This window comes from Methylobacterium brachythecii, from assembly GCF_014196345.1.
GTDB classification, from domain to species: Bacteria; Pseudomonadota; Alphaproteobacteria; order Rhizobiales; family Beijerinckiaceae; genus Methylobacterium; species Methylobacterium brachythecii.
This window is the reverse complement of record NZ_JACIDN010000002.1, coordinates 1-24882: the sequence shown is the minus strand read 5'-3', so window position 1 is coordinate 24882 and position 24882 is coordinate 1. Positions and strand designations below refer to the sequence as shown.

General features: G+C 65.8%; 29 protein-coding genes. 11 read left to right on the top strand and 18 right to left on the bottom strand.

Translation table 11 applies throughout. The features are described from left to right. Positions 1 to 577: 577 nt before the first annotated feature. Positions 578 to 1807 carry a tyrosine-type recombinase/integrase gene (locus GGR33_RS04125; protein ID WP_183502262.1) on the bottom strand — a complete coding sequence of 410 codons (1230 nt, stop codon included), beginning with the start codon at positions 1805 to 1807 and terminating at the stop codon, positions 578 to 580. A gap of 849 nt (positions 1808 to 2656) precedes the next feature. Between GGR33_RS04125 and GGR33_RS04120 the strand changes: the two genes are divergently transcribed. Next, positions 2657 to 2878 (top strand): hypothetical protein, encoded by a 222-nt coding sequence (locus GGR33_RS04120; RefSeq protein ID WP_183502260.1) that lies wholly within the window; start codon positions 2657 to 2659, stop codon positions 2876 to 2878. Between the two features lie 182 nt (positions 2879 to 3060). Then, positions 3061 to 3615 carry a methylated-DNA--[protein]-cysteine S-methyltransferase gene (locus GGR33_RS04115; RefSeq protein WP_210301868.1) on the top strand — a complete coding sequence of 185 codons (555 nt, stop codon included), beginning with the start codon at positions 3061 to 3063 and terminating at the stop codon, positions 3613 to 3615. Positions 3616 to 3620: 5 nt separating this feature from the next. Here the strand turns inward: GGR33_RS04115 and GGR33_RS04110 are convergent, their stop codons facing one another. The 3 genes from GGR33_RS04110 to GGR33_RS04100 form a co-directional block, all read right to left on the bottom strand. Next, positions 3621 to 5024: a polyhydroxyalkanoate depolymerase gene (locus GGR33_RS04110; RefSeq protein WP_183502258.1), complete on the bottom strand. Its 1404-nt coding sequence runs from the start codon at positions 5022 to 5024 to the stop codon at positions 3621 to 3623. A gap of 303 nt (positions 5025 to 5327) precedes the next feature. After that, the gene (locus GGR33_RS04105; protein WP_183502256.1) at positions 5328 to 6761 is read right to left on the bottom strand and encodes an NAD-dependent succinate-semialdehyde dehydrogenase; all 1434 of its coding nucleotides are present in this window, start codon (positions 6759 to 6761) and stop codon (positions 5328 to 5330) included. Positions 6762 to 6833: 72 nt separating this feature from the next. Beyond that, positions 6834 to 7622, bottom strand: a complete 789-nt coding sequence (locus GGR33_RS04100) for a class II glutamine amidotransferase (RefSeq protein ID WP_183502254.1) — start codon at positions 7620 to 7622, stop codon at positions 6834 to 6836. 393 nt (positions 7623 to 8015) lie between these two features. On the opposite strand from GGR33_RS04100, the gene GGR33_RS04095 reads away from it, so the two are divergent. Continuing rightward, positions 8016 to 8411: a response regulator gene (locus tag GGR33_RS04095; protein ID WP_183502252.1), complete on the top strand. Its 396-nt coding sequence runs from the start codon at positions 8016 to 8018 to the stop codon at positions 8409 to 8411. Positions 8412 to 8567: 156 nt separating this feature from the next. Here the strand turns inward: GGR33_RS04095 and rpsU are convergent, their stop codons facing one another. The 5 genes from rpsU to GGR33_RS04070 form a co-directional block, all read right to left on the bottom strand. Next, on the bottom strand, positions 8568 to 8879 hold the full coding sequence (gene rpsU, locus GGR33_RS04090; protein ID WP_147047328.1) for a 30S ribosomal protein S21: 312 nt from the start codon (positions 8877 to 8879) through the stop codon (positions 8568 to 8570). A gap of 274 nt (positions 8880 to 9153) precedes the next feature. Further along, a complete protein-coding gene (locus tag GGR33_RS04085) occupies positions 9154 to 9393 on the bottom strand; it encodes a DUF2188 domain-containing protein (protein WP_183502250.1) in 240 nt (79 codons plus the stop codon). 65 nt (positions 9394 to 9458) lie between these two features. After that, entirely contained in the window at positions 9459 to 9686 is a 228-nt protein-coding gene (locus tag GGR33_RS04080) for a hypothetical protein (RefSeq protein ID WP_183502248.1), read from the bottom strand. Between the two features lie 487 nt (positions 9687 to 10173). Next, the gene (locus tag GGR33_RS04075) at positions 10174 to 10734 is read right to left on the bottom strand and encodes a glutathione peroxidase (RefSeq protein WP_183502246.1); all 561 of its coding nucleotides are present in this window, start codon (positions 10732 to 10734) and stop codon (positions 10174 to 10176) included. 65 nt (positions 10735 to 10799) lie between these two features. Then, entirely contained in the window at positions 10800 to 11243 is a 444-nt protein-coding gene (locus tag GGR33_RS04070; RefSeq protein WP_425488742.1) for a response regulator, read from the bottom strand. 193 nt (positions 11244 to 11436) lie between these two features. On the opposite strand from GGR33_RS04070, the gene argJ reads away from it, so the two are divergent. The 3 genes from argJ to GGR33_RS04055 are packed head-to-tail and all read left to right on the top strand — an operon-like array spanning position 11437 to position 13825. After that, on the top strand, positions 11437 to 12693 hold the full coding sequence (gene argJ / locus GGR33_RS04065; RefSeq protein ID WP_183502244.1) for a bifunctional glutamate N-acetyltransferase/amino-acid acetyltransferase ArgJ: 1257 nt from the start codon (positions 11437 to 11439) through the stop codon (positions 12691 to 12693). Continuing rightward, positions 12690 to 13412 carry an SIMPL domain-containing protein gene (locus GGR33_RS04060; RefSeq protein ID WP_183502242.1) on the top strand — a complete coding sequence of 241 codons (723 nt, stop codon included), beginning with the start codon at positions 12690 to 12692 and terminating at the stop codon, positions 13410 to 13412. Before argJ ends, GGR33_RS04060 begins: the two co-directional genes overlap by 4 nt. Continuing rightward, on the top strand, positions 13409 to 13825 hold the full coding sequence (locus tag GGR33_RS04055) for a (deoxy)nucleoside triphosphate pyrophosphohydrolase (RefSeq protein WP_183502240.1): 417 nt from the start codon (positions 13409 to 13411) through the stop codon (positions 13823 to 13825). The genes GGR33_RS04060 and GGR33_RS04055 overlap by 4 nt, the downstream gene beginning before the upstream one ends. Positions 13826 to 13973: 148 nt before the next feature. Here GGR33_RS04055 and GGR33_RS04050 read toward each other — a convergent pair whose 3' ends face one another. The 5 genes from GGR33_RS04050 to GGR33_RS04030 are packed head-to-tail and all read right to left on the bottom strand — an operon-like array spanning position 13974 to position 16745. After that, positions 13974 to 14822 carry an IS3 family transposase gene (locus GGR33_RS04050; protein WP_183503473.1) on the bottom strand — a complete coding sequence of 283 codons (849 nt, stop codon included), beginning with the start codon at positions 14820 to 14822 and terminating at the stop codon, positions 13974 to 13976. After that, positions 14771 to 15121 carry a transposase gene (locus GGR33_RS04045; protein ID WP_183502238.1) on the bottom strand — a complete coding sequence of 117 codons (351 nt, stop codon included), beginning with the start codon at positions 15119 to 15121 and terminating at the stop codon, positions 14771 to 14773. The genes GGR33_RS04050 and GGR33_RS04045 overlap by 52 nt, the downstream gene beginning before the upstream one ends. Before the next feature lie 32 nt (positions 15122 to 15153). After that, a complete protein-coding gene (locus tag GGR33_RS04040) occupies positions 15154 to 15477 on the bottom strand; it encodes a hypothetical protein (RefSeq protein WP_183502235.1) in 324 nt (107 codons plus the stop codon). A 9-nt stretch (positions 15478 to 15486) separates the two neighbouring features. Continuing rightward, positions 15487 to 15846 carry a DUF427 domain-containing protein gene (locus tag GGR33_RS04035; RefSeq protein ID WP_183502234.1) on the bottom strand — a complete coding sequence of 120 codons (360 nt, stop codon included), beginning with the start codon at positions 15844 to 15846 and terminating at the stop codon, positions 15487 to 15489. Then, entirely contained in the window at positions 15843 to 16745 is a 903-nt protein-coding gene (locus GGR33_RS04030) for a methyltransferase domain-containing protein (protein ID WP_183502232.1), read from the bottom strand. The genes GGR33_RS04035 and GGR33_RS04030 overlap by 4 nt, the downstream gene beginning before the upstream one ends. Before the next feature lie 136 nt (positions 16746 to 16881). Between GGR33_RS04030 and GGR33_RS04025 the strand changes: the two genes are divergently transcribed. Both GGR33_RS04025 and GGR33_RS04020 read left to right on the top strand, forming a co-directional pair. After that, on the top strand, positions 16882 to 17106 hold the full coding sequence (locus GGR33_RS04025) for a hypothetical protein (RefSeq protein WP_183502230.1): 225 nt from the start codon (positions 16882 to 16884) through the stop codon (positions 17104 to 17106). 12 nt (positions 17107 to 17118) lie between these two features. After that, positions 17119 to 17871, top strand: a complete 753-nt coding sequence (locus GGR33_RS04020) for a ComF family protein (protein WP_183503470.1) — start codon at positions 17119 to 17121, stop codon at positions 17869 to 17871. Between the two features lie 9 nt (positions 17872 to 17880). Here the strand turns inward: GGR33_RS04020 and GGR33_RS04015 are convergent, their stop codons facing one another. Next, a complete protein-coding gene (locus GGR33_RS04015; protein ID WP_183502228.1) occupies positions 17881 to 19137 on the bottom strand; it encodes an MFS transporter in 1257 nt (418 codons plus the stop codon). Positions 19138 to 19466: 329 nt separating this feature from the next. Further along, entirely contained in the window at positions 19467 to 19772 is a 306-nt protein-coding gene (locus tag GGR33_RS04010) for a hypothetical protein (protein ID WP_183502226.1), read from the bottom strand. A 333-nt stretch (positions 19773 to 20105) separates the two neighbouring features. On the opposite strand from GGR33_RS04010, the gene GGR33_RS04005 reads away from it, so the two are divergent. Further along, positions 20106 to 21083 (top strand): L,D-transpeptidase, encoded by a 978-nt coding sequence (locus tag GGR33_RS04005; RefSeq protein WP_183502224.1) that lies wholly within the window; start codon positions 20106 to 20108, stop codon positions 21081 to 21083. Between the two features lie 63 nt (positions 21084 to 21146). Here the strand turns inward: GGR33_RS04005 and GGR33_RS04000 are convergent, their stop codons facing one another. Together GGR33_RS04000 and GGR33_RS03995 are read right to left on the bottom strand one after the other, a co-directional pair. Continuing rightward, positions 21147 to 21515, bottom strand: a complete 369-nt coding sequence (locus GGR33_RS04000; RefSeq protein WP_183502222.1) for a hypothetical protein — start codon at positions 21513 to 21515, stop codon at positions 21147 to 21149. A 68-nt stretch (positions 21516 to 21583) separates the two neighbouring features. Beyond that, the gene (locus GGR33_RS03995) at positions 21584 to 22645 is read right to left on the bottom strand and encodes an alpha/beta hydrolase (RefSeq protein ID WP_183503468.1); all 1062 of its coding nucleotides are present in this window, start codon (positions 22643 to 22645) and stop codon (positions 21584 to 21586) included. 190 nt (positions 22646 to 22835) lie between these two features. On the opposite strand from GGR33_RS03995, the gene meaB reads away from it, so the two are divergent. Together meaB and GGR33_RS03985 are read left to right on the top strand one after the other, a co-directional pair. After that, positions 22836 to 23825: a methylmalonyl Co-A mutase-associated GTPase MeaB gene (meaB, locus tag GGR33_RS03990; RefSeq protein ID WP_183502220.1), complete on the top strand. Its 990-nt coding sequence runs from the start codon at positions 22836 to 22838 to the stop codon at positions 23823 to 23825. Continuing rightward, entirely contained in the window at positions 23822 to 24469 is a 648-nt protein-coding gene (locus GGR33_RS03985) for a pyroglutamyl-peptidase I (RefSeq protein ID WP_183502218.1), read from the top strand. The genes meaB and GGR33_RS03985 overlap by 4 nt, the downstream gene beginning before the upstream one ends. The last annotated feature ends 413 nt before the right edge of the window (positions 24470 to 24882 follow it).

Here is a 24882-nt window from a genome sequence, read left to right as displayed (position 1 = left end):
AGACCGTATCTTGTACGCGGTGCATTGCGCGTGGGGCGGTCTCAGACCAACGGAATGGCTTGGCTCGACAGATCGACGCCCGTTCCGATTCACGATGTCAAAGACCGCCGTGCGCAACCCCCGGAAACGGAGCTCGCGAACGAACCTTGAGCGGATCAGCGGCTGTTGATGAGATTGTCGTTGCCGGCGAGCGAAGCGCGGTACTCGTGCCATTCACGACCAGCGGCCCGGCAGTCCGTCCAGTCGCTCAAGTCGCCGATGCGCCATCCCAGCCGACGCTCGGAGAGCCGTATTCCTGCGGGGATGGCCTTTCGATCGTGTAGGCGCCGGAAAGTCGGAATCGATAGACCGCAGAACGCAGCAGCGTCCCGAGTGCCGATGATGCGCCTCCGGGCAACGTCCGGCGGCAAGTCTGCAAGTGGCGTCATGCGTATCCTCTAACTGCGATGCTGCCACCGGAATGGCGCATCTGGTGCCGCAGGTCGAGGTCCATTCGCAGAACTTAGCAAGCAAGACAAAGAATAATTCATTTTTGCAACAGTAATACGTAACCATGGTTATGGTCTATAACCCTGAGTTAGGAGGTCTCGACCTCGGTTTGTGGATTTCGACTCCGAGTTGTGACCCCAAGAATATGATCCGCCCAGCTGTCGAGGGCGGCGCGCTTCTGCTCTGCGTATGTGGCTCTATTATAGATACCTGCCACGCCGGCCTTGAACGTCGAGACATGGCTCAACACAGCGTCAGCGATGTGAGGCTGGATGCCGATCTCATTCATGCCAGTTGTTGCGGTACGTCGAAGGTCATGAAGCCGCCACGCGCTGACCGCAATCCCTGCTCGTTTGTCCAGCGAAGCTTTCGCTTTGCTGTAACCTGAGAAGGGGCCCTTGCCGTCTCCGAACACGAAATCGCGGCCTTCCCGCGCCGGAGCGTTGGCGAGGATCTCCATCGCTGGCCGAGAAAGAGGGACTTCATGGGCGCGGCGATTTTTCATCCTGCCGATCGGGATCGACCAGGTCGCTGTCTGAAAATTGAGTTCGCTCCAGAGCATGGCCGCGACTTCCTCGCGGCGCTGGCCAGTGAGCATCAGTAGCCGAACGATTCGTCCAAAATCGTCTTCGCGGCAGGCGTGCCAGATTGCGGCCACCTCCGCTTCCGACAGAACTCGCTCCCGCTTCGTCGCAACCGTCGCCTTGTTCACATTCGCCGCCGGATTGGCCTCAAGAAGGCCCTCGCGCATGCTCCAACCGAAGAAGGTGCCCAAGATGGAAAGGGCGCGATCTGCAGCTTGGCGACCGTACTTCTCGGCAACGACCTTGTGACGCTCGGCGATTTCAGCCCTGGTGATGCTACCGAGCGGACGGTCGTGAAGTGTCGCCCAGTGAACCTTGAGATGGTGCCGCATATTCCCGATGGTGCTCGGCCTCCGTCCCGCGTCGATCTTCGCTGCGACGTACCTATCAAGCAAGCCGCCCATCGTGACCGCTGCCTTTGCTCTCGCCTCCTTGCGTGCTGTTGTGGGGTCGCCGCCGAGTGCAGCCTCGGCAAGCCTGATCTTCGCGGTTTCTCTAGCGGTAGTGGCATCGATCAGATCGACCGATCCAATCGTGTGAAGCTTTGAATTTCCGTGCCCGCGCGGTGGCCGGATTACCCAACTCCGGTTCCCACTGGCACGAAGTCGGATGCCGAAGCCTGGCAGGTCTGCGTCCCAGACGACACGTTCTGATTGCCCGGGATGCAGCCCGAGGTTCGCGACCGCGGTCTTGTTCAGCCGAATGACGTTCTCTGGGGAAGCGCGCCTCGCCATAGTTATTCTCTCGATTGCCGGGGCTGCAGTGGGGGTGCAACTGAATGTGTATCCACGATCATTTCTGGCAAAATAATGAGAGGGTATTGTAGAAAAGACAAGCGATATCAATAGATCATGGCGTCTATGGCTACGCCTGGGTGTATGTACGCCATTTTTCGTAATGAGGGGGTCGGGGGTTCGAATCCCTCAAGCGGCACCAGAAACTTCAAGTACTTAGCACCGGGTTTGTGGAATGCGCTCAGGGTCATACGAACCTGTGGGCGCTCTCGCCTACTCAGCGGTGAATCGCGAGCTCAAGTCCCGCAACCGGCATCATTTTTTCAGATGCGAGTTGAAATTGGCGGTTCCAGTTTCAGCTTTTGGCCCCCGTTCGTTGTTTCGGGCCACCCCACTCTGAGCTGTTTCGCATGATGCGAGCACTCTGGCGCGCCGGATCACGTTGCCATCTGGAAACTCTACGCGGAGCGCTTCGCAGACGTCGTGGGTGAACGTTGTTTCTTCGCTACTTGGGTCGTCCTCCGACTCGGCGCGAAAATGCGGCTTGCTGTCGTCTCGGCGAATCCATCCATCTCTATCTGCCTAGCGATTGGGATGGATGGCATTTCAGTACAAAGAAAAACATCTACTCGCAGGAGCCACGCCCGGCATGATTGGTGCGGTTAGGAACTCGCGGCATTTGGCCCGGCGAACTGGCTTCCAGTGCAGTCGGCAATCGGACGGGCGCCGATCGAGCGGCGGTAGTCGCTTTTGCCAAATACAATTGTCGATTAATAATAGCAATTAACAGAAAATACATAAATCCACGAAAACAATCGTACTCGACGCTGTTATGAGAGAAGCGCGATCATGTTCAGTCTTCACATGTACGATCGCGATAAAGAGCCGGTCCGCAAACGCGATCACCCCAATCGATTGAGCGGGATGGCTCTCGGGTTTGCATCTGGGCTGACCGTCATTATCGCCCTTGACGTGTTCGTGCTCAACAACGCGCTTTTCCGTGAGATGCCGAGTTTGCATTGGTACATGCCGCAGGTCATTCGCAGCGCGGTTGCCCTACCGTGGCGCTGATCGCGCAACATAAAAGCCCGCCAGGCGAACCGGGCGGCCTGAAGCACCAGAGCCGCAGTCGATCATCTCGTCAGAGAGAGCAGTGTTGAGAGAACCGAGGATTCGGGCGATGGCTCGGTCCGGATCGCGCAACGACCCCGCGGATGGAGTACATGACGCGTTCGGGAGATCGCGCGATGCTGATGGCAACCAGTCCCTCACAGCCCTTCGAAGCGCCGGTGGCGACCTATGTCCATGCGGTGATGCCGTCTCCCGTCGGAGCACTCACGCTCGTCGCGTGTGAGCGCGGGCTGTCTGCGGTGCTTTGGGAAAATGACGACCCGCTGCGGGTCAGGCTCGGCAGTGGCAATGAGAGCCCAGGACATCCCGTGCTGGCCGATGCCAAGCGGCAACTGACCGAATACTTCGCTGGCCGGCGTCGCGCTTTCTCTCTCGAGCTCGACTTCCGAGGCACCCCGTTCCAGCAGCAGGTCTGGCAGGCTCTGCTGACGATCCCCTATGGTGAGACTCGGTCCTACGGCCAGATCGCACGGCAGATCGGCAGCCCGGCTGCGGTGCGAGCCGTCGGCGCTGCCAATGGGAAGAATCCGATCTCGATCATAGCCCCATGCCACCGCGTAATCGGTGCGTCGGGCAAGCTGACCGGCTTTGCCGGCGGCCTGCAGACGAAGGAGTTCCTGCTGCGGCTGGAAGGCCGGCGAGACCTGCTCGACTTAGATAGCTTGGCCGGCGACTGATCGGCTTAGCTCGCTCGCACAGCCTTCCCCATCGTCGAACGCTTTCCGCTACCGCCGTCCTTCATGCGTCGCGCACTGCGATTGGCCGTGACGCCGCGATGCCAGTGGTGTTCGCTCGGGCGATGCTCGTTTCGCACCGCATGCGACTGCGCATCGCGGAATCGGCTGCTCCGGGTCTCCTGAGGAATGATCTGGTGTGCGCCTCGGGCGGCGACCACGATCGGGCGGCTGGCATCGGTTTCGGTGAAGGCAAGGATCTGCGGGACGATCTCGGCGCGGAAGCGCGAGCCGTTGAAGATGCCGTAATGCCCGGCGTCCGGCTGCAGATGATAGGCTTTACGATCGGCCGGCACGTTCGCGGCGAGGTCGAGCACCGCGCGAGTCTGGCCGATGCCGGTGATGTCGTCTTTCTCGCCTTCGATGGCCATCAGACGGCACTCACGGATGGCGCCGAGGTCGACCACCCGGTCGTGATGCATGAGCTCGCCCTTCGGCAGGGCATGCTCGATGAAAACCTTCTCGACGGTTTCGAGGTAGAACTCGGCGGTGAGGTCCATCACCGCGAGATACTCGTCGTAGAACCGGCGATGCTTTTCGGCGGATTCACCGTCGCCCGCGACGAGGTGGTCGAACATGTCCCAGTGCGAGCCGGAATGGCGCTCGGGGTTCATGCTCATGAAGCCGACGAGCTGCATGAAGCCCGGATAGACGGACCGGCTCGCGCCGCGATAGCCGTGCGGTACGCTCTGGATACAGTTCTGCTCGAACCAGCGGATACCCTTCTCCTGCGCCATCGCGTTCACGGACGTCGGCGAACAACGCGTGTCGATCGGGCCGCCGATCAATACAGCAGAGCGTGGAGCGAGCGGGTTGCCGTCTTCTTCCATGCGCGCAATGGCCGCCACGACCGGGACAGAGGGCTGGCACACCGCGGTGACGTTCAGGTCCGGGCCGAGCGCCTCGAAGATCTCGATGCAATAATCGATGTAATCCGACAGGCCGAAAGCGCCCTCGGCGAGGGGAACCTCGCGGGCATTCGTCCAATCGGTGATGAAGACCTGATGGGTGTCGACGAAGGCGGCGACAGTACCGCGCAAGAGCGTGGCGTAGTGGCCCGACATCGGCGCGACGAGCAGCATCTTCGGCTTGCTCGCGTCGTCGCCGAAAGCGAGCACCCGGCAGAACGGCTTCTCCCAAACGATGCGCTCCGGCGCAGGCAGGTCGAAGGCCGGCTTCGGATAGGATCGGGTCGTGCGCTCGAACATCTCGCAGCCAGCCGAGATGACGTTGCGGTTCGGCGCGTAGGACAGTGGATGGAAGGCGTTCTCGCAAGCCAGCTTCGTCGCCTCCGCTGCCATCCGCATCGGAGCGAGCATGAGATTACGCGCCTCATGCATGAGGTAAAGCATTGCGAGCACTCCTTGGAGCAGCTCGCGAACCAAGCTGTCCTTCGCGTCTAGAAATTGCGGACGGCAACGCGAGGCATCGGCAGAAGGTTGCGTGAATGAAAGTTCATGCGGTGACCAAACAGAATTTACGGCTGATTCATGCTCGAGCTTTGGAATGGCCGAGTTTGTCTTCGAGAGACTTGGTTGGCACTCGGCGGCTCGGTCGCCTCGTCATTGCAAGGCGGCCGCGGATCCCGAAAGCGTCGGGAGGCTTCGACGTCGACGATCCCAGACCGACGGCTTCGGATTGGCCGCGTTCCCGGTCTAGTAGTTCGCCTGGGTGACGAATTTCGTCGTCAGATAGGCCTCGATGGCCTCGGAGCCTCCTTCGCTGCCATAACCGGAATCCCGTATTCCGCCGAAGGGTGTCTCAGGCAGCGCAATGCCGTGGTGGTTGATCGAGACCATCCCCGCTTCGATGCCGGACGAGACCCGCGTCGCCCGCTCGGACGAGCGCGTATAGGCGTAGGAGGCGAGTCCGAAGGGCAGACGGTTGGCCTCGCGCAACGCCTCGTCGTCGTCGCGAAAGCGATTGATCAGCGCGATCGGGCCGAAGGGCTCCTCGTTCATGGCGCGGGCGTCGAGCGGAACCTCGGTGAGCACGGTCGGCTCGAAGAAGTTCCCGCGGTTGCCGATGCGCTTGCCGCCGGTGCGCACCTTTGCGCCCTTCGCTTCAGCATCGGCGACGAGAGCCTCGACAGCCTCCAGGCGGCGGCCGTGGATGAGCGGGCCCATGGTGGTGCCATCCTCCAAGCCATTGCCGACGCGAATATTCCGCGCGGCCTCGGTGAAGCCGTCGACGAAGCGGTCGTAGACGCGCTCTTGCACGAAGAAGCGGGTCGGCGAGACGCAGACCTGGCCGGCGTTTCGAAATTTGTTGGCGCTCAGCAGCGTCACCGCCTTCTCGACGTCGGCGTCGTCGAAGACGATCGCGGGGGCGTGGCCGCCGAGTTCCATCGTCGCCCGCTTCATGTGCTGACCGGCCAGGGCGGCGAGTTGCTTGCCGACCGGGACCGAGCCCGTGAACGAGATCTTCCGGATGACGGGATGCGGGATCAGGTACTCGGAAATCTCGGCGGGATTTCCGAAGACCAGTCCGAGGGCATCCCCAGGCACGCCGGCATCGAGGAAGACGCGGACGAGTTCACGGCAACTCGCGGGCGTGTCTTCCGGAGCCTTGAGGATCACCGAGCAGCCCGTGCAGAGCGCGGCCGAGATCTTGCGAACCGCCTGGTTCAGCGGAAAATTCCAGGGCGTGAAGGCAGCGACCGGGCCGACCGGCTCGCGCACCACGATCTGCAGCACGCCATCGGCGCGCGCCGGGATCACACGGCCATAGGCGCGCCTCCCTTCTTCGGCGAACCATTCCATCACGTCGGAGGCAACGACGGTTTCGATGCGTGCTTCTGCCAGGGGTTTGCCCTGCTCGGTGGTGAGCAGGCGGGCGATGTCCTCGGCACGCTCGCGCATCAGCGCAGCGGCCTTGCGAAGTACCTTGGCGCGCTCGAAGGCCGAGACCTTGCGCCAAGCCGCGAAGCCGCGCTCTGCGGCCTCGAGCGCCTCGTCGAGATCGGTCCGCGTCGCGACGGCGATCTGGCCGAGGGTCTCGCCCGTGGCGGGGTTCAGGTTGGGCAGCGTCGCGCGCTCGCCGCCATCGCGCCAGGAGCCGGCGATGTGGAGCTGAACGGAGTGGTTCATGCGGGAGGGCCTTCGAGCATCGTGATGCGATGCCCTCCAGATAGGGATCGTGGGCGCCGGCTCCAGTCCGGATCAGGCGGCGATGCGCCGAGCCTCGCTGCCTTTCTTCACGATTGCGGGAAGACCGCGCCGCGCCTGGAGCGTTGCGCCCTTCGGCACGACCTGCCAACCCTCGCGGCAGCCGTCGATCGGCTCGGACACGACGACGATGCTGCCCTCGGTTTCACGGAAATATAGGCTGGGCGGCCGGCCGTCGCAGGCCCAGCGATAGGCCGTGAGCGTGACGCCGTCCGTAAGCAGCGCGGTGAAGCGCAGGGGTTCCGTGATCTTGGCCGCCTGCATCAGGTCGCGGACGGTGGCGAAGGTCGTTTCCATCGCTCCGATCGGGTCCTCGGCGAGACCGTTCGCCAATGCCAATAGGAAGATCGCCTCGGAATCGGTCGTTCCCCGGCGGTGATCGTAGAGGTCGTCCGGGATCAAAGCCTCGAGCCGGCGCTTGATGCGGTGATAGTCGCCGATCTGGCCGTTATGCATGAACAGGTGGCGACCATGCGCGAAGGGGTGGCAGTTCGCCCGGGTCGTTGCCGTTCCCGTCGAGGCACGGACATGACCGAAGAACGCGCTGGCGCGCACCTGCGAGCAGAGGTTCACCAGATTCTCGTCGGACCACGCCGGGCAGACGTCGCGGTAGACGCCCGGCTCCCGGCGCTCGCCGTACCAACCGATGCCGAATCCGTCGCCGTTGGTCTCGGTCTTCGCTTCCGTCGCGTGCAGCGACTGGTGCACGAGCGAATGCGTCGGAGCGCAGACGAGCTCGTCGAGGAAGACCGGCTCACCGAGATAGGCGAGGAAGCGGCACATGGTTGACGCGAAGCCCCTTGCTGCGCGGCACGACGATCCGCCAGCGGAAATCCTGACTGCTTGGCCTGCAAGACGCGGGCCGAATGGCCGCGCTCTTGCCGACTAAGCTTCATCATCCAATCTTGGCAGTGAACGAACCGTTAACCATGATCGTCGGTGGCTTGGGATGGTGGGCCGCCGGTCCGGACGGTCGGGGCTGCGTTGCATTCAAATTTTCGCTTGCCTGTTGACGACCCGCCACAGGGCGTCCGACGATGCGGTTTCAATCGATTCGCCAGACGGCATCGCCGCGAGAGCCAGTATCCGAGCGTATTGGATGCCGCCTCGTCAGGCCCCAACGCTGTGACACCCTAGCCCGAACGGCCTATCGGCCCCGATCATCGAGGAGATCCTATGGCTCAGCACGACTCCGCCGATTGTCCGATCGCACTCGTCGTCGAAGACGACGCGGCGATCCGCAATCTCGCCTCCGCCGTCCTCGAGGAGACCGATCTCGACGTGATCGCCTGCTCGAGCGCGGAAGCGGCGATCTCGGTGCTCGAGCGTCCGGACGTGAACGTGGCGCTGCTGTTCGCCGATGTCGGACTCGAAGGGAAGATGGACGGCCTCGCCCTGGCGCGGACGGTCGAAAAGCGCTGGCCGAAGGTGCGGATGGTGGTCACGTCGGGCAGCGTCAGCGATCGCAACGTGTCGCTGCCGCGTCGCGCCGTGTTCATGCAGAAGCCCTGGCGCGCCCTCGACGTTCTGGTTCAGGCGGACCGGGCGACGATCGCCAACCGCGTCGCCTGAATCACATCGCGTTTCGATCGACACGAAGACGGCGTGAGCCCGGAGAACGTTTTCGCCGGCTGCACCGACGAACGAAAACAGACCCGCGTCGCCAAGCGACGGGGCCTGTAATCATCATCCAGATTGACCGGCCGGACTGATCCGGCCGCGATCGGCTTACGAAGCGACGTTGGTCGCCGGAGCGGCACTCGCCGACGGAGCGGCGGACGGGAAACCGCCGGGACGACGCGGGCCGCCGGTACGGGGCTTCGGCTTCGGAGCGGCGATCAGACCCTCGCGGATGGCGGTCTTGCGAGCCTGCTTGCGAGCCCGGCGGACGGCCTCGGCCTTCTCACGAGCCTTGCGGACGGAGGGCTTCTCGTAGGCCTTGCGCTGCTTCATCTCGCGGAAGATGCCCTCGCGCTGCATCTTCTTCTTGAGGACGCGCAGCGCCTGATCAACGTTGTTGTCGCGAACGAGTACCTGCAACTGTCGTAATCCTTCGGGTTCTGTCTGTTCGATCTGCGGACCTTGCCGGATCGCCATGCTCGACGGGCAAAACCGCCAAGCGTTCCAAACCCCGGGGATCTTCCCGAGCGGAACGTCCTGACGGCAAGCGATTCGGCGTGGTGAATTCGCCTTGGCGTCGCCATACACCAAGCGTCGGCGAGTTGGAAGTCGCCGGTCGATGCGCCGTGGCAACATCGCGCGACTGTGTCGACGACGCCGAGTTCGGTCTAAGCGCAGGGAATCGGATCTCAGTTCAGCCGTCGACCTCGGTATCCGGCCTATCGTCGCCACGCGCGGATTCCACGTGACGGGCGCCGCGCGCATCCTGGTACTCGATGTTCCCGTCCTCGTCGGGGACCCGTTGCTCCGCCGCCGCGATCCTCGCGGCACGGAGGGCCTCGTCATGGCTCGCGAAGGTCTCCGAGATCGTGTCCCCGACCTTGTAGGCGTAGCCGCCGTCGTGCTCGATGACGTGGTAGGTGACGTTGCTCATCCTGCACTCCATGCCCTGCTCAGCACCGAACGGTTCGCCGCTCTCGGCAGTTCCGGTAAGCCGCTTCAGTGGCGTGTCGGGGCGGGCCCGGGCCGACGAGACACGGCTGCCTCGCAACCTGCGATCAGAGACCCCCGCGGATCCTCCGGATCCAAGCCGAAACCGTCGGGGAAGGCCATGACCTGAACGCTCTGGGTGCCCTCGCACCGGATGCGGGCGACCCATCCTTCCGCCGTCCGCTCGAACAGCACCTCGTAGCTGCTGCCGTCATGCTCGAACCGATGCGGCTCCATTCCCGGTCTCCCAATCCAGTAGCCCCCGTCCGGCTCTGCACCGGACTGTCGCCATATGGTGTGCCGCCCTACCATTCCGGGAGGCCCCGAGGGCACTGGAAAGGATCTGATGCGCGCGCTTCACTTCGGCCTGTTCCTGCTCGGAATTTCGGCGACGGCGCCGGCGCTCGCGCAGGGCTTCCCGGGCAGTACCTTCGGTCGTAACGCGCCAGGAGTGCCCGCGAATCCGTTCGCGTCCAACTATCCATCCGAGCCGCCTCCGGCACGGATCAGGCGTGAGCGCGTCTACGGTTCGGGAATACACGGCCGGGGCCGATATGCCCGGCGAGCGAGAACCGCACCGCTGCGCCCACCGGCCGACATCCCACAGGCGGGTTCGGCGCGATGAGCACGGCTGACTGGATCGGCGGCTTCGGCCTACACGCCATCCTGCTCGTGGCCGGCCTCATCCTCGGCTTGATCGTGGTGACGCGCTGAAGGCTGCCGCTCAGACGGAGCCGAGTTCGGCGACGACGGCGCTGATGATCCGCGGATCGCTCGGCTCGACGGACGTCGCGAAGGCGGCACGCAGGCTGCCGTCGCGGCCGACGAGGTATTTGTGGAAGTTCCACTGAGGCGTCTGGCCCGGCTTTTCGGCAGCGGCCCAGCGATAGAACGGATGCGCCGACGGCCCCCGCACATGGGTCTTGTCGACGACGGGGAAGGTGACGCCGTGGCTCTTGCGGATGGCATCGGCGATGGCCGTGCCGTCGAGGGGCTCCTGATTGCCGAAGTCAGGCGAGGGAACCGCGATCACGGTAAATCCGCGATCGCCGAAGCGCGTCCACAGGCCCTGCAGTCCGGTGAGTTGGCCCGCGAAGCCGCAGGCCGTGGCCGTGTTCACGACGAGCAGCGGCTTGCCGGTGTATTCAGCGAGTGGAAGCAGACCGCCTCCAGGCTTGGCGAACGAGAAGTCCCGCGCATTCGTGCCGATGCCATCGGCCGCTCGTGCGCCCGTCGCGGCGAAAGCACCGAGCAGAACCAGGCAATCGCGACGCAACAAGGTCATGGCCGTCTCTCTCGAACGCCGTCAGTTTAGCGTTGGGAACCGGACCCGTCGACGCCGAGACGGCCTCAGGCCCTGGTCTGAAGAGCCTCGCGAACGGTGCCGGCGAGTGCGCCATCGGCGGCATCGGGCGACACGATCAGCGCATGGGGCACGCAATCCACGACGTCCTCGCGGTCGCTCGCGAACACGATGGCGAGGTTCGGCCGAAGGGCCCGCGCCTCGATCGCGAGCCGCGAGCAGCGCAGCTCGCCGAGCAACTCGGCATCCGTGACGAGAACGTCCATCGGCAGGCCGAGTGCGAGGACCGTGAGCGCATCGACTCCGGAATCGACGGAGGTCGCATTGTAGCCGGCGCGTCTGATCTCGGCGCTCACTTCATCGCGCCAAAGCTTGCGCCGGCCGGCAACGAGAACTTGCACGCCGTAGCAGCCGGCTTGAAACTCGCACTCCGCCGGAGCCGAGGCGTCCCTCAGTCCGTCCTGTCGTCCAGTCGCCGGATTAGGTTGCATTGCAATAGGCTAGACGGGGAGATTGGATTGTTCAAGTTCCAGCTCGGTAGACGGCTCATTTTGCACTGCATCGGATGATGTTTCCGGCGCGAAGCCGGATCTCGGACGTCGCGGTTGACGCCCGCCTCGAAGCCGAGGCAACAGGGCGCCGCCGCGACCCCTTCCGCGGCTCTCAACGACGAGGCGCGAATCGATGGCTTCCCAAACGGCAACGCCCGTCTCGCCGCTGGCACCGGGGTCCACGCCGGAGCTTCCGGAAATCGCCGGCGTCCGGCTCGCCACGGCTCAGGCCGGTATCCGATACAAGGGCCGCACTGACGTGCTGTGGGTCTCCCTCGACGAGGGCACCACGGTCGCCGGCGTGTTCACCCGCTCGCGCTGCCCCTCGGCGGCCGTCGACTGGTGCCGCGAAGCCCTTGCCGCAGGCAGCGGCACGGCCCGCGCTCTCGTCGTCAATTCGGGCAATGCAAATGCCTTTACCGGTCTCAAGGGCCGCGACGCCGTAGGACTGACGGCCGACATCGCCGCGAGGGCCGCACCGTGCGAACGCGAGGAGGTCTTCATCGCGTCGACCGGCGTTATCGGCGAGCCGCTTGACGCGACCAAGTTCGATGGCGTGCTCGCCGACTGCGCCGGCCGCGCCGAACCCGGTTCAGATGCCTGGGAGGCGGCGGCCCGTGCCATCATGACCACCGACACCTTCCCGAAGCTCGCCACGCGGACGGCCGAGATCAGCGGCACGACGGTGACGATCAACGGTATGGCGAAGGGTGCCGGCATGATCGCGCCGGACATGGCGACGATGCTGTCCTTCGCGTTCACCGATGCTGCTCTGCCGCAGGCAGTCCTCGGTGAGTTGCTGACGGCCGGGACGCGCAAGAGCTTCAACTGCGTCACCATCGACGGCGACACCTCGACCTCCGACACGCTCTTGCTGTTTGCGACGGGCAAGGCCGGCAACGCGGCGATCGAGAGCGCCGACGATCCGCGACTCGCCGGGTTTCGGGCTGCCCTCGACGACCTGCTCGTCGAGTTGGCCCAGCTCGTAGCGCGCGATGGGGAGGGCGCCCGCAAGCTCGTCACCGTCGAGGTGGAGGGAGCGGAGAGCGACGACTCGGCCCACCGCATCGCCATGTCGATCGCCAATTCGCCGCTGGTGAAGACGGCGGTCGCCGGCGAGGACGCGAATTGGGGCCGCGTCGTCATGGCCGTCGGCAAGGCCGGCGAGCCGGCGGATCGCGACCTGCTGACGATCTCCTTCGGCGGCGTGCGCGTCGCCCACAAGGGCGCCCGCGATCCGGATTACAGCGAGGAGGCAGCGAGCGCCGTGATGCGCGAGCCGGAGATCACGGTGAAAGCCGAGATCGGGCTCGGGCAGGGGAGGGCGCGGGTCTGGACCTGCGACCTGACCAAGGAATACGTCGCCATCAACGGGGATTACCGTTCGTGAGGACCTCTGCGGCCGCTCTGCTTGCCGTCGTCCTCGTGCTCTGCGGACCGGCCTTCGCGGGTGATGACGACAGGGCCGGCCGCATCGGTGTGATCGGCCGGGCGCAGGTCGAGACGCAACCGGACTTCGCCTCCGTCGAGATCGGCGTGCAGACGAAGGGTGGCACGCCTGCTGCCGCACTCGACGCAGCCAGCAGCGCTGCCAAGGGCATCATCGCCACCGCAAAGGAACTCGGTGTGCCGGATTCCGACATCGGCACCTCTTCCGTCACGCTCCAACCCGTGAATCGTCAGATCCGCCAGCCCGATGGATCGTTCCACGAGCAGGCCGACGGCTATGCGGCCTCGAACCGCGTCGTCGTGCGGCTCGGCGACATGCCGCGGCTCGGCGAGTTGATGCGCCGCGCGCTCGATGCCGGCTCGAACCGCATCGACGGCGTGAGCTTCGGCTTGCGCGATCCGGGCAAGGTGCAGGCCGATGTTCAGGTCGCGGCGATGAAGGATGCCCGCGCCCAGGCCGAGCGGCTGGCAGACGCTGCGGGTGTGAAACTTGGACCGGCGCTCTCCATCGCCTCCCCGCCGCGCGCCGAGAACACGCGGCCGGCGCCTTATGCGGCGATGGCGCGATCCGTCGCCAAGGATCGCGCGGCGGTGCCCGTCGAGGCCGGAACGATCGAGACCAGCGCCGAGGTCGAAGCCGTCTTCGCGATCAGGCCGTGAGCGAGGCGGCGCACGTCCGGCTGCTCCTCGTCGTCGCGGTGGCGCTCGTCGACACGGACGGGCGCGTCCTCCTTGCGCAGCGGCCACCGGGTAAGCAATTGGCCGGCCTGTGGGAATTCCCGGGTGGCAAGGTCGAGCCAGGCGAGCGGCCCGAGGCCACGCTGATCCGCGAGCTTGCCGAAGAACTCGGCATCGTCGTCGAGGAGCCCTGCTTGGCGCCGCTGACCTTCGCGAGCCACCCCTATCCCGACTTCCACCTGCTCATGCCGCTCTACATCTGCCGGCGCTGGGAGGGGATGCCCCGGTCGATGGAGGGGCAGGCGCTGAAATGGGTCCGCCCTGGCGCCCTGCGCGACATGCCGATGCCGCCGGCGGATGCGCCCTTGATCCCTTTCCTGGTCGACCTGCTCTGACCCTGATCGAGGAGAGCTGGGCCTGGTGGCGGCCGGGTCATCCCCTAAGCTATCCGGGCTCACATCATGGCTCACTCGGGGCTCATCCATGTCCAAGCACAGCCAGAGTTGGTCCGATGCTGGAGTGGGCCCCTGACGGTGGGCATGATCAGGCGGCGGTTTTGACCGTCTGCCGGGCGTGTTGCTCCTCGAACTGAGCGGGGCTGAGATAATTGAGTGCCGAATGCAACCGGCGCGTATTGTAGGTCTCCTCAATGAAGCGCGGCAACGCGGCCGCGGCCTCGGCGAAGGTTTCGAACGCCATCGGGTACACAGCCTCGACCTTGAGCGTCTTCATGAAGCTCTCGACCTTGGCGTTGTCGTAGGGATTGCCGCGCCGGCTCATGGAGCCGACGAGACCGTGCTCGGCCAGTACCGCACGATAGCCCTCGGCCGCGTACTGGCTGCCGCGATCCGAGTGGTGGATCAGCCCGGGCGGCGGTCGGCGCTGCTCGATGGCTGCGCGCAGGGCCGCGATGGTCAGGCGGGCATCGATGGAGCGGCTGAGCGCATAGCCAACGACGCAGCGCGACCAGGCATCCAGGATGATCGCGACGTAGACGAAGCCGCCCGTCACCGCGACATAGGTCAGATCGGCGACCCAAAGCTGGTTCGGACCATCCAGCACGAGGTCCTTTGCCAAGTTCGGGAAAATCGGGCCGCCGTGATCGCTGTCGGTCGTTGCGACGTAGCGGCGCCGGATGCGCGGTTGCAGGTCGTGCTCGCGCATGAGGCGGCGGACCTTCTTGTGGTTCACCGCGAAGCCCTGGTGACGCAATGCCGCTTGCATGCGGCGCCAGCCATAGGCTTCGAACGTGTCGCCGATCGCTGCCATGGCCTCGACGAGCGCCGTGTCGTCCGTGACCCGGGTCGGAACGTCGTAGTAGGTGGAGCGCGACTGGCCCATCAGCCGGCACCCCGCGGCGACGGAGAGACCGCCGGGCCGACGATCACGGATGTAGGTCCGCTTCTCGGCAGCGGTCCGCTTCGCAGCGCCCCCTTTAGAAAATCGAGTTCGAGAGCTTGCCGGCCGACGAGCCGTTCGAGCGCGGCAATCCGTGCCTCGTAAGCCTGGATCGTATCGGCCGCTGCGGCATCGTCATCGAGCGCGCCGGCCTCGTACTTCTGAACCCAGACCCGCACGAGATTGCGCGAGAGGTCGTGGCGCTTGGCCAGACCGTGCAGCGTCTCGCCGGACAGGTATTCCTGCGCGACCTGACGCTTGAACGCGACGCTGTGGGAACGGTGCCGTGCCATGGTCTTCATCCTCCGAAGACCCGGCAGACCGGTCAATCAAACCTCCGCGACTCGTCCACCGTCAGGGGCCCACTCCATGCCAAAGCTGCCTTTTCACCAGCCGGGGTCGAGCGGCGCGTGATCCAAGGCGAAGGCTTCGGGCTGGCCCGGCTCGTCGTCCCGGCGGGCACCAGGGCGCCCCCGCACAGCCACAGCTTCGAACAGTTCGTCCAGGTGATCTCCGGCTCCGGCACGCTGGAGACGACCAGGGCCGGGCAGCGTTCGGTCCGGGGGCCGTGTTCCACTTCCCGCCCGGCGTAGAACACGCGGCCGAGTTCGACGAGGAGACGGTCCTGGTCGAGACGAACCTCTCGCAACGGTGACCGTCAGCCTTCTTCGATCGCGTCGACCTTGTCGGAATAGAAGGCGAGGTGGTCCTTGATCTCGGCCACCGCCGGGAAAGGATTCTCGTAGCTCCAGACGGCGGCCGGTCTCGGCGAGCCGTCGACGTCGAGGTCGAAATAGCTTGCGTCGCCCTTGTAGGGGCAGTGGGTCGAGCGGGTGTTGGGCGTGAAACGCTCCCACTGCGCGTCCTCCCGCGGGATGTAGAGGACCACCGGATAGGAGGCCTCCTTCAACGCCAGCGCGCGCGTGGTGTCCGCGATGACGGCTCCATCGACGATGACGCGGACGCGTCTGCCGTGAGGGGAGATGGTGATCGGATGGTCGGGGCCGGGCTGCTTCATGGTGACGGGTCTCCTCTCACGCCGACGATGTGTTCGGGTGTGCCCAGCGCATCGGCGAGGCGCGTCTTGGCGCTGCCGGGCTTCAGGGGCCTCTGCTGGCTCTCGTGCGGCACCCAGCCAGACAGCCAGATCAGCTCGAAGGTCGCACGGAGCCGTCCATCCGGATCGGCGAAGCGCTCGGCATAGATCGCGGCTGCCCGCAGCAGGGTGGCCCGCCGCAGGGGCGTGCGACGGCGCTCCGTCAGGGCGTTGGTCAGGCCCATGGCGCGCAGGTCGCGCATCAGCGCGAACGGATCGGCGTAGCGCACGGTGATGCGCTCGGAATCGGCCACCGGCAGGCTGAACCCGGCCCGCTGCAGCAGGCCGCCGAGATCACGCACCTCGGCGAAAGGCGCCACGCGCGGGCTGATCCCGCCCTCGACCTCGCTCTCGGCGTGTTGGAAGGCCTGGCGCAGCTCGGTCAGCGTCGCGCCACCGAGCAGGCATCCGACGAACATCCCGTCGGGCTTCAGCGCCCGGCGCAGCTGTACCAGCGAGCCGGGCAGATCGTTGACTGTGTGAAGCGCCAGCAGCGACACTGCGAGGTCGAACTGCGCCTGGCCGCCGAAAGGCAGAGCCTCTGGATCCCCGATGACACCGAACGCCTCGGCGGCCTCTCGAACCGGGCTGACGCGGACGAGGGTGTCGACGCGCCCGCTCGTGCGCAGCCACGCGGCAGCCGCCGGCAGCGGCGTGGCGAGATCGAGCGCGAGGGGAAACCGGCGCAGGACCGCTCCGAGCCGTTCGTCGAGATCCTCGACGGCACGCGTGAGCAGAAAGTCGGCATAGCCCGCGCGGCGTGCGCGAGCGAGGCGTTGCCTCAGCAGCGCGGTATCGAACAGGGGACGGGGCTCACTCATCGCCGCCGGAGATGGGGCAGAACCGGCGGCGATGCCAGGGCGACCGTTCATCCATAAGCGTCATCAAGATCGCGAGACCACGGAACGGGATGCCCGCACCGCCGTTACTGCTGCGCTTTCGAATTGGGAGATGTCCATGTCACGCATGTTCACCGTCTTCGCGCTGGCCCTGGCGATTGCGGGCGCCGGCACCGCGGCGGAAGCCAAGGGATGCATCAAGGGGGCGCTCGTCGGGGGGCTCGCCGGGCATGCCGTGGGGCACGGCGTCCTCGGAGCGGCCGGCGGCTGCATCGCCGGGCGTCACTACGCGAACAAGAAGGCCAAGGAGCAGCAGCAACAGCCGCAGCAAACCTCTCACTGATCGAGAGCAGCGCTGAGCGCTCTGCAGGCAAGCCTGCGCGCCGCGTTCGGCGCTGCGCTCGGGTTGGTCTATCCGCCGACCTGTATCGCCTGCGGGCAGGCGACGGCGCAGCCGCATGCGCTCTGTCCCCCTTGCTGGTCGGGTCTCCGGCTGATCGAGCGCCCGTTCTGCGAGCGGCTGGGAACGCCATTCGCCCTCGATCTCGGGGTCGGCACGCTGCTCAGCCCCCGTGCCATCGCCGAGCCGCCGGTGTTCCAGCGTGCACGCGCCGTTGCCCTGTACGACGGCACGGCCCAGGATCTCGTCCATCGCCTGAAATACGGCGACCGGCTCGATCTCGGCCGGCCCATGGCGCGGATGATGGCGTCGGCCGGCGCCGAGTTGATCGCAGACGCCGATCTCATCGTGCCGGTGCCGTTGCATGCCCTTCGCCTCTGGCGACGGCGCTTCAACCAGGCGGCGCTGCTCGCCCGCGGCGTGGCCAAGGCGTCGAGCCTCCCCTGCGACGTGCGAGCGCTCGCACGGGTGAAGCGCACGCGCCCTCAGGTCGGCCTGACGCGCGCCCAGCGTGCGGAGAATCTGCAGGGCGCGTTTCGGGTACCCGAGGCTGCCAAGCCCCGGATCGCGGGACGCCGTGTCCTGCTGGTCGATGACGTCGCCACGACAGGCTCTACCGGTAACGCGGCCTCTCGCGCCCTGATGCGCGGGGGCGCAAGGCAGGTGGATCTCCTGACCTTCGCGACGGTGTCCGCCGAGACGACCTGAGCATGCTTGTCAGGCCGCCATCGGCTCGAGGCGGCCAGCGGCCTGAAGCTGTTCCCGGGTGGGAGCGATGACCTTGCCGCGCGGTCCGACCCAGGTGCCGACCCATTTCTTCTGCCAGAGAAAGAGACAACTGAGCACCACCGCCGCGAACACGGCGTAGGCCACGAAGCCGCTGGCGAAGGCGCCGGTATACTGCTTCGAAAAGCCCATCACATTCGGCAGGATCGCGCCACCGAGCGCCCCGATCTCGCCGATCATCGAGCCGGCTACAGCCGTGTTGGTCGGCCAGCGCAGCGGCACGAGCTGGAACAGCGCTCCGTTGCCTGCCCCGAGCGCAGCGAAGCAGAACATGAACAGGATCGTAGTCAATGCGAGTGACGGCGTCGCGGTCAGTGCCAGGAAGGCTCCGACGGCGGCGAGCAGCACGATCGACAGCACTGCGACACCTCCGATCCTGTCCGCGAAGTAGCCGCCGACGATGCGGATGCCCGAGCCCATGAAGGCGGCGAGCATGGTGAGACGCCCGGCCTCGACCTTTGTGACGGCGAACTGCTCGTAGAAGAAGGTCGGCAGGAAGTTCGAAAGCCCGATGAAGCCGCCGAAGGTGATGATATAGATCAGCGAGAAGGCCCAGCCGTCCCGCGTAAACAGGCAGGAGACGTGTTCCTTGAAGGATTGGTGCTCACAATCCGGCGGCTCTTTGGCGAGCAGGATCATGACCGCGAGCGGGATGAACATCACGGCTCCTGCAAAGCCGTAGACAGCCTGCCAGCCATAGGCCTGGGCGAGAGGCGGCGCGAACAGCACGGCGAGGACCGTCCCGGAATTGCCGGCGCCGGCGATGCCCATGGCCAGTCCCTTGTGCTCCGGCGGGAACCAACCCGAGCCGAGCGAGAGGGCGACACCGAAGGAGGCGCCCGCGATGCCAAGCAGAACGCCCATGGCGAGCACTTCGTCGTAAGTGTTCACGAAGAAAAACCCGAAGGCCATCGCCAGGATGATAACGCTCATCTCGGTGATCGCCGCGTTCTTGCGGCCGATGTACTGGGCGAGCACGCCGAGGGGAAAGCGCATGACCGCGCCGGCCAAAATCGGCAGGGAGATCATGAAGCCGGTCTGGGCCGGAGTGAGCTTGTAGGTCTCAGTAATGAACGGGCCCATCGCGCCGTTCAAGACCCAGATCGCGAAGCAGAAATCGAAATAGAGGAACGCTGCGAACAAAGTCGGAGGATGACCGGATTTCATCACGGTCTTGAAGCTGGCCATGGCTGCTCACTCGGCTCGTCATCAGGACGCGGTCGCCGTGTCGGGCGCCGCTCATGCGCGAAGTTCCGGACGTGTCGTTGTCCGCCGCGGGGCGCCGTTGCCCAGCAAGCCGTCACGCCAAGCGAGGCGGCTGCATGTTGTGATGCAGCTCCCGTGCCAGGAAGACTGTGGAGCAGATGAGCTGCAGGCCATGCTCACGGACTGCCGATTGCGAGCCTCAGGCTGGCTTGCGGGCAGCCGCTTATTGATTGCGCGAGATCGAAGCGCGGCCCGATCTCAGGGCAGCTCTGCCTTCAACCTATGCGGCCGCACCAGAGAGGGCTTCGGCGTCAGGGGCAGACGGCGACTCGCTTGACCACCCAGCCTTGCCCGTCCTGCCAGAGCTTGCGCCGGCCCTTGTAACAGGCGCGTTCTCCCTCGCCGGACGTCCAGACGCCGGCGGGTGTCACCCGTTCCGTTGCTTTCTCCTCGGTCGCGGGTTCGGCTTTCACCGCCTTGACGGGCTTGGCCTTGGCGGGGCGTCCGTGATGGGACTGCGTCACACGGCCAGCCGCATCTGCCGGTGCGACGGCGAGGCAGAGACCGGCGGCGAGCGCCAAGCCGGTTGCACGGAGACGGCGGACACGATGGGCCACGGCAGCGAGACTCCGGTCGGCAAACGGCCCAGCTTCATGTCGTGAAAGTGGTTCGTTTTTCAATCACGTCCCATGACGATTCATGGTGTCGATCCACACTTTTGCCGTAGACCGACGGGAGAGCTGCCGCCACGTCGTCACGGCCCCGGGTTCGATCGATGTCGTCGCAATCCAGCGGATGGCCGGCCGAGCGTCGATAAAGCCATGATGTTGCAGGCAGGAAACATGAATTCTTGCTATCGGCTTGCCGAGGTGGTGGCCGACCCGCCGACGGGCATCGCTGGAATCGCAGCGACTCCATCGGCACCGCAGTCCTGAGTTTCGAGCGATCCGATGTTCAAAGCGATCTCATCATCCAATAGACGCCGGCTCCTGGCCGGCGCCGCCTCGAGCCTCATGCTGATGGGGCTCGCGGGTCCGGTCTCGGCACAGGGCGCTGGCGGCTACGACGACGCCCGGCTGTACAAGGATCAATACGGAAAGCTCTACCGCAAGCGCGGCGGAGAGTACGTTCCGTATGGCGGACCCGTCGTGAACGGCCGGCCGGTCGATGATCCGAGCGCTGCTCTCGACGCCGACGAATATGCCCGCCGCCGCGCCGAGCGCTACGGCGAACCGCCGCCGGCAGCAGCGCCTGGCCCGCAGTCTCCGGCAAATGCGGGCGATCTGCCGCCCGAAGGCCAGCCCGGTGCCCGGCCCGCGCCGAAGCAGGCCGGCTATCCGGTTCCGCAGCGCGAGATCGATAACGGCCCCATCGACATCGCCCGCGCCTACGCGCCGGTCGAGGGCGAGCCCTTCAACGTGCCGCCGATCAACACCAAGACCTTCAACAAGGCCTTCCTTCGCGCCGAGGTGGATTACCGCACGAACGAGCCGGTGGGCACGATCGTCGTCGATCCGCGCGCCCACTACCTCTACCTCGTGTTGCCGAACGGCCGGGCCCGCCGCTACGGCGTCGGCGTCGGCAAGCAGGGCTTCTCCTGGAACGGCACCGCGACGATCAACTCGAAGCAGGCCTGGCCCGATTGGTATCCGCCCAAGGAGATGATCGAGCGCCGGCCGGACCTGAAGGCCGAGGTCTCGAAGCTGCAGAGCGGCGTCGGCGTTCCGGGCGGCTCGCGCAACCCGCTCGGCGCGCGCGCCATGTATCTCTGGCAGAACAACAAGGACACGCTGTTCCGCATCCACGGGACGACCGAGCCGCATTCGATCGGCAAGAGCGTGTCGTCGGGCTGCATCCGCATGATCAATCAGGATGCGATCGACCTGTTCAGCCGTGTCCAGGTCGGCACCCGCGTCGTCGTGCTCTGATCTCAACGAGCCCCGGCGCCGACGTCCATATGAAAACGGCCCCGATCGGGGGCCGTTGTCGTTTCAGGCGTCGAGGTGTTCCTGCTCGTCGTCGAGATCGACGAGGAAGACGATGTCCGCCTCGTCCTCTTCGTCGTCGTGATCCGCTTCGCCGGCTGCCTTGGCCTCCGTCTTGTCGTTGTCGTGGTGCGGATCGGCCTCGAAGTCGCCCTCGCCATCGTCCTCGGAGAGCGCCTGCTCGAACTCGTCGGTCTCGTCCTCGGTCGAAGCCCGGATCTTCAACTCGGAGGTGCCGTTCCAGAGCGGCTTGCCCTCGCTCGTCATCGTCCCGATGTCTTCCTTGAAGCCATCGCAGGTGAAGAGATCGCGTGCGGTCTCCTCATCGGCATTGATGACCGCAATGGCTTTGCCGTCGATTTCAAGAGTGAACATCGCGCGCCGATCCTGTCGAGGGAATGCAGCGCTCCTGTAGAGGCTAGCCCGGCCCGCGTCGAGGCGGATCAGGCGCCTCCGCGCGAGATCGCCCGCTTCACCACGCCCTGCACATCGGGGTTCGAGAGGAACAGGTCGTGATTGATCAGGCCGCCTCCGTAATCGGAGGCGTCCGCGACGCGCACGCCGAGCGCTTCGAGGCGGTCACGGTCGGCGGCGCCGGCCCGCGTCCCGCCCGCGAGGACGCCCGAGAGCTCGAGCGCGCGGTCGTTTGTCGAGGAGATCACGGTGATCTTGTGCACGTCCGGCCCCATCCGCTCGACGCCGTTCGTGAACAGGTCGATGTCGATATCGGGCGCGGCGAGCACGACGGCATTGATCCGTGACATGGCCGCCTCGCCCGCCTCGGCCCGCAGCATGCGCAGGGTCTCGAGTGTCAGCAGGGTGCCCATCGAGTGCGCAACGATGTTGATGCGCCCGCCGGACGGCGATGACGCCAGCGCCTTGAGCAGATCCTCGAAACCGTCGCGCGACCACATCGCGCTCTCGCGGTCGTAGCCGTAATCGAAGGTCGCTGCGGCCGAGGGCCAGGTGAACAAGGCCGAAGCGCCGCGGAAGCGGATGCCGTCGGATAGCATAGCGGCGCTCACCGCCGCCGATTCGAAGCTTTCGCGGTAGCCGTGCACGTAGATCAGCACGTCGCGGCCGAAGGCCGATTGCGAGAAGGCCGATGCGGCGTTGGCGCCCGTCTCGACCTGCTGGATCGACTTGATGCCCCAGTCGCCGTTGACCACCGACGAGACCTTGCCGATCAGCGAGCGGTCCGGCGCGGACATCCTGACTTCCGCGAAGCTGAGGCCGCGGCCGCGCTCGGAGCCGAAATACGGTGACTTCAGGCCGCCGCCCACGGCCTTTCGGGTCGTGGCGACGAGCAGAACCGGGCTGACATCGAGGGCGGATTGTTCGCGGGCGCCCCCACCGACCGTGCCGGTGGCGAGGCCATCGGCGACGCAGCCGGACAATCCGGGCGCGGCGGCCGTGGCACCGAACAGCGCGGCGATCTGGACGATGGAGCGCCGAGTCGGCGCGGCCGCCTCCGCGTTTTTAGGCCGCGAGCCCTGCCACCTCATCGTACGACGCCCCTTCTGCCGGGCAGACGCGACTGCGCCCAGCTTCTCTGGCAGCGTCTGACGCAGGATCTTGGCCATGGCGAGGCAATCCGCCGCTTTCCCCGGTCGGCGCCCGGCATCGTGATCGGCCTGCCACATCGCAACCGCATGCCCCCTCGACGAACCGCGTCTCGCCCGGCATGAAGCCCTGATGGCGCCTTCTCTTCCCGACATGAACGCGATCCGCGAGCGGCTCCTCGCCGGAGACCGTGCATCCTTGGCTCGAGCGATCACGCTGGCGGAGTCACGGCGTGCCGATCACCGCGCGGCGGTCCGCGACCTGATCGACGCGGTTCTGCCGGAGACCGGAAAGGCGATCCGGGTGGGCATCACCGGCGTGCCAGGGGTCGGCAAGTCGACCACGATCGATACCCTGGGCAGCCAACTCACCAAGGCCGGCCACAAGGTCGCGGTGCTCGCGGTCGACCCGTCCTCGACCCGAACGGGCGGCTCGATCCTCGGCGACAAGACGCGGATGGCGCAGCTCGCGCAGGATCGGAACGCCTTCATCCGGCCCTCTCCCTCATCCGGGACGCTGGGCGGCGTTGCGGCGAAGACCCGCGAGACCATGCTGCTCTGCGAGGCGGCAGGGTTCGACGTCATCCTGGTGGAGACGGTGGGCGTCGGCCAGTCCGAGACCGCGGTGGCCGACCTCACCGATTTCTTCCTCGTGCTGATGCTGCCGGGCGCGGGCGACGAGTTGCAGGGCATCAAGAAGGGCATTCTCGAACTCGCCGACATGATCGCGGTCAACAAGGCCGATGACGGGGATGGCGAGAGACGCGCGCGCGCCGCCGCATCGGATTATCGCGCCGCCCTCCACATCCTGACGCCGGCCTCCGCGACCTGGGCGCCGCCCGTCGTCACGATCTCGGGACTGCACGGCAAAGGGCTCGACGGCCTCTGGGCGAAGATCGAGGATCACCGTCGCAAGCTGACCGCGACCGGCGAGATCGCCGAGCGGCGCAGGCGGCAGGACGTGAAGTGGATGTGGGCGCTGGTTCATGAGCGCCTGCACCAGAAGCTCACGGGCAGTGCCGAGGTGCGCAAGGCGACGACCGAAGCAGAGAAATCGGTAGCCAGCGGCGAGCATTCACCAGCGGCCGGCGCTCAGGCGATCTCCGAGCTGATCGGTCTTTGAGCGCGGAGCGGCTCCTGGTCGTCGGCTTCGGCGCCTTTCCTCGGGTTCCGATCAATCCGAGTGGGCTGCTCGCCCGGCGCATCGCGGACTCGCCACGCCTGAAGCTGCTGCTTGGCGCCCGGCCGGATTGCCGCGTGCTGCGCACCGCCTACGCGGCCATCGGCACGGAGCTCGAACCGGCGCTCGCCGAGGCGCCGGATGCGGTGCTGATGATCGGTGTCGCCATGCGGGCCCGGCGGATCCGCGTCGAGACCAGGGCCCGCAACCGGGCCAACCTGTTCTTTCCCGATGCTGACGGATGGCTGCCGCCGCAGCTCACCCTCGACTGGATCGGCCCTGCGCAGCGAACCAGCCGGCAGGCGCGGGCCGCGCTGATCGCCTTGCGTCGGCACGGGCTCGATGCCGGTCCGTCGCGCGATGCCGGGGCCTATCTCTGCAACGCCACCTACTACCGTGCTCTTACCGAGGACCGGCCGGCGCTCTTCCTGCACATTCCGCGGCTGCCCGATCCCGGTCGGCCGGCACGCCATCGGATGTATCGCCGCGCGAGGGTGGTTGATGCCTGGACGCGGGCTTTCGTTGACGTCGCCCTGATCCTGCTCGTTCAGGCGCGGCTACGAGAGTGGCGATGTCACCCTCTTTGACAGCGGAGGGAGGGCGCCGAGGCGATGCCGGCCACCTCTCGATGGAGGCCGATCTCGGGACCATGCCCCTCATCCTGAAGGGGCGCTGGAAGAGCCTCCGGCCACCCAGAAACCCCAAACTTTGCCCTGGCCGCGTTTTTCCTGTTGACCTCGATTGGGGCGGTCCTTATACGGCTCTTCATCGGCGCCGGCCGCGAGAGCGGAACGGGCGCTGACGCATCTTCTGAGAGTTCGCGGATAGTTCGATCCGGTTCACGCCGGTCGGCCTTCTGTTGTTTTCTTTTTGGATGCAGACGTCAGCTAGGCAGGTTCGAAACTTTCGAATTTTCCCAGTTGACATGGTTTCGGTGGCGCTTTAAACGGCGCCTCCACTTCGGGACGGGGCCGGTTGATCTGGTTCTGAACTGAGGGTG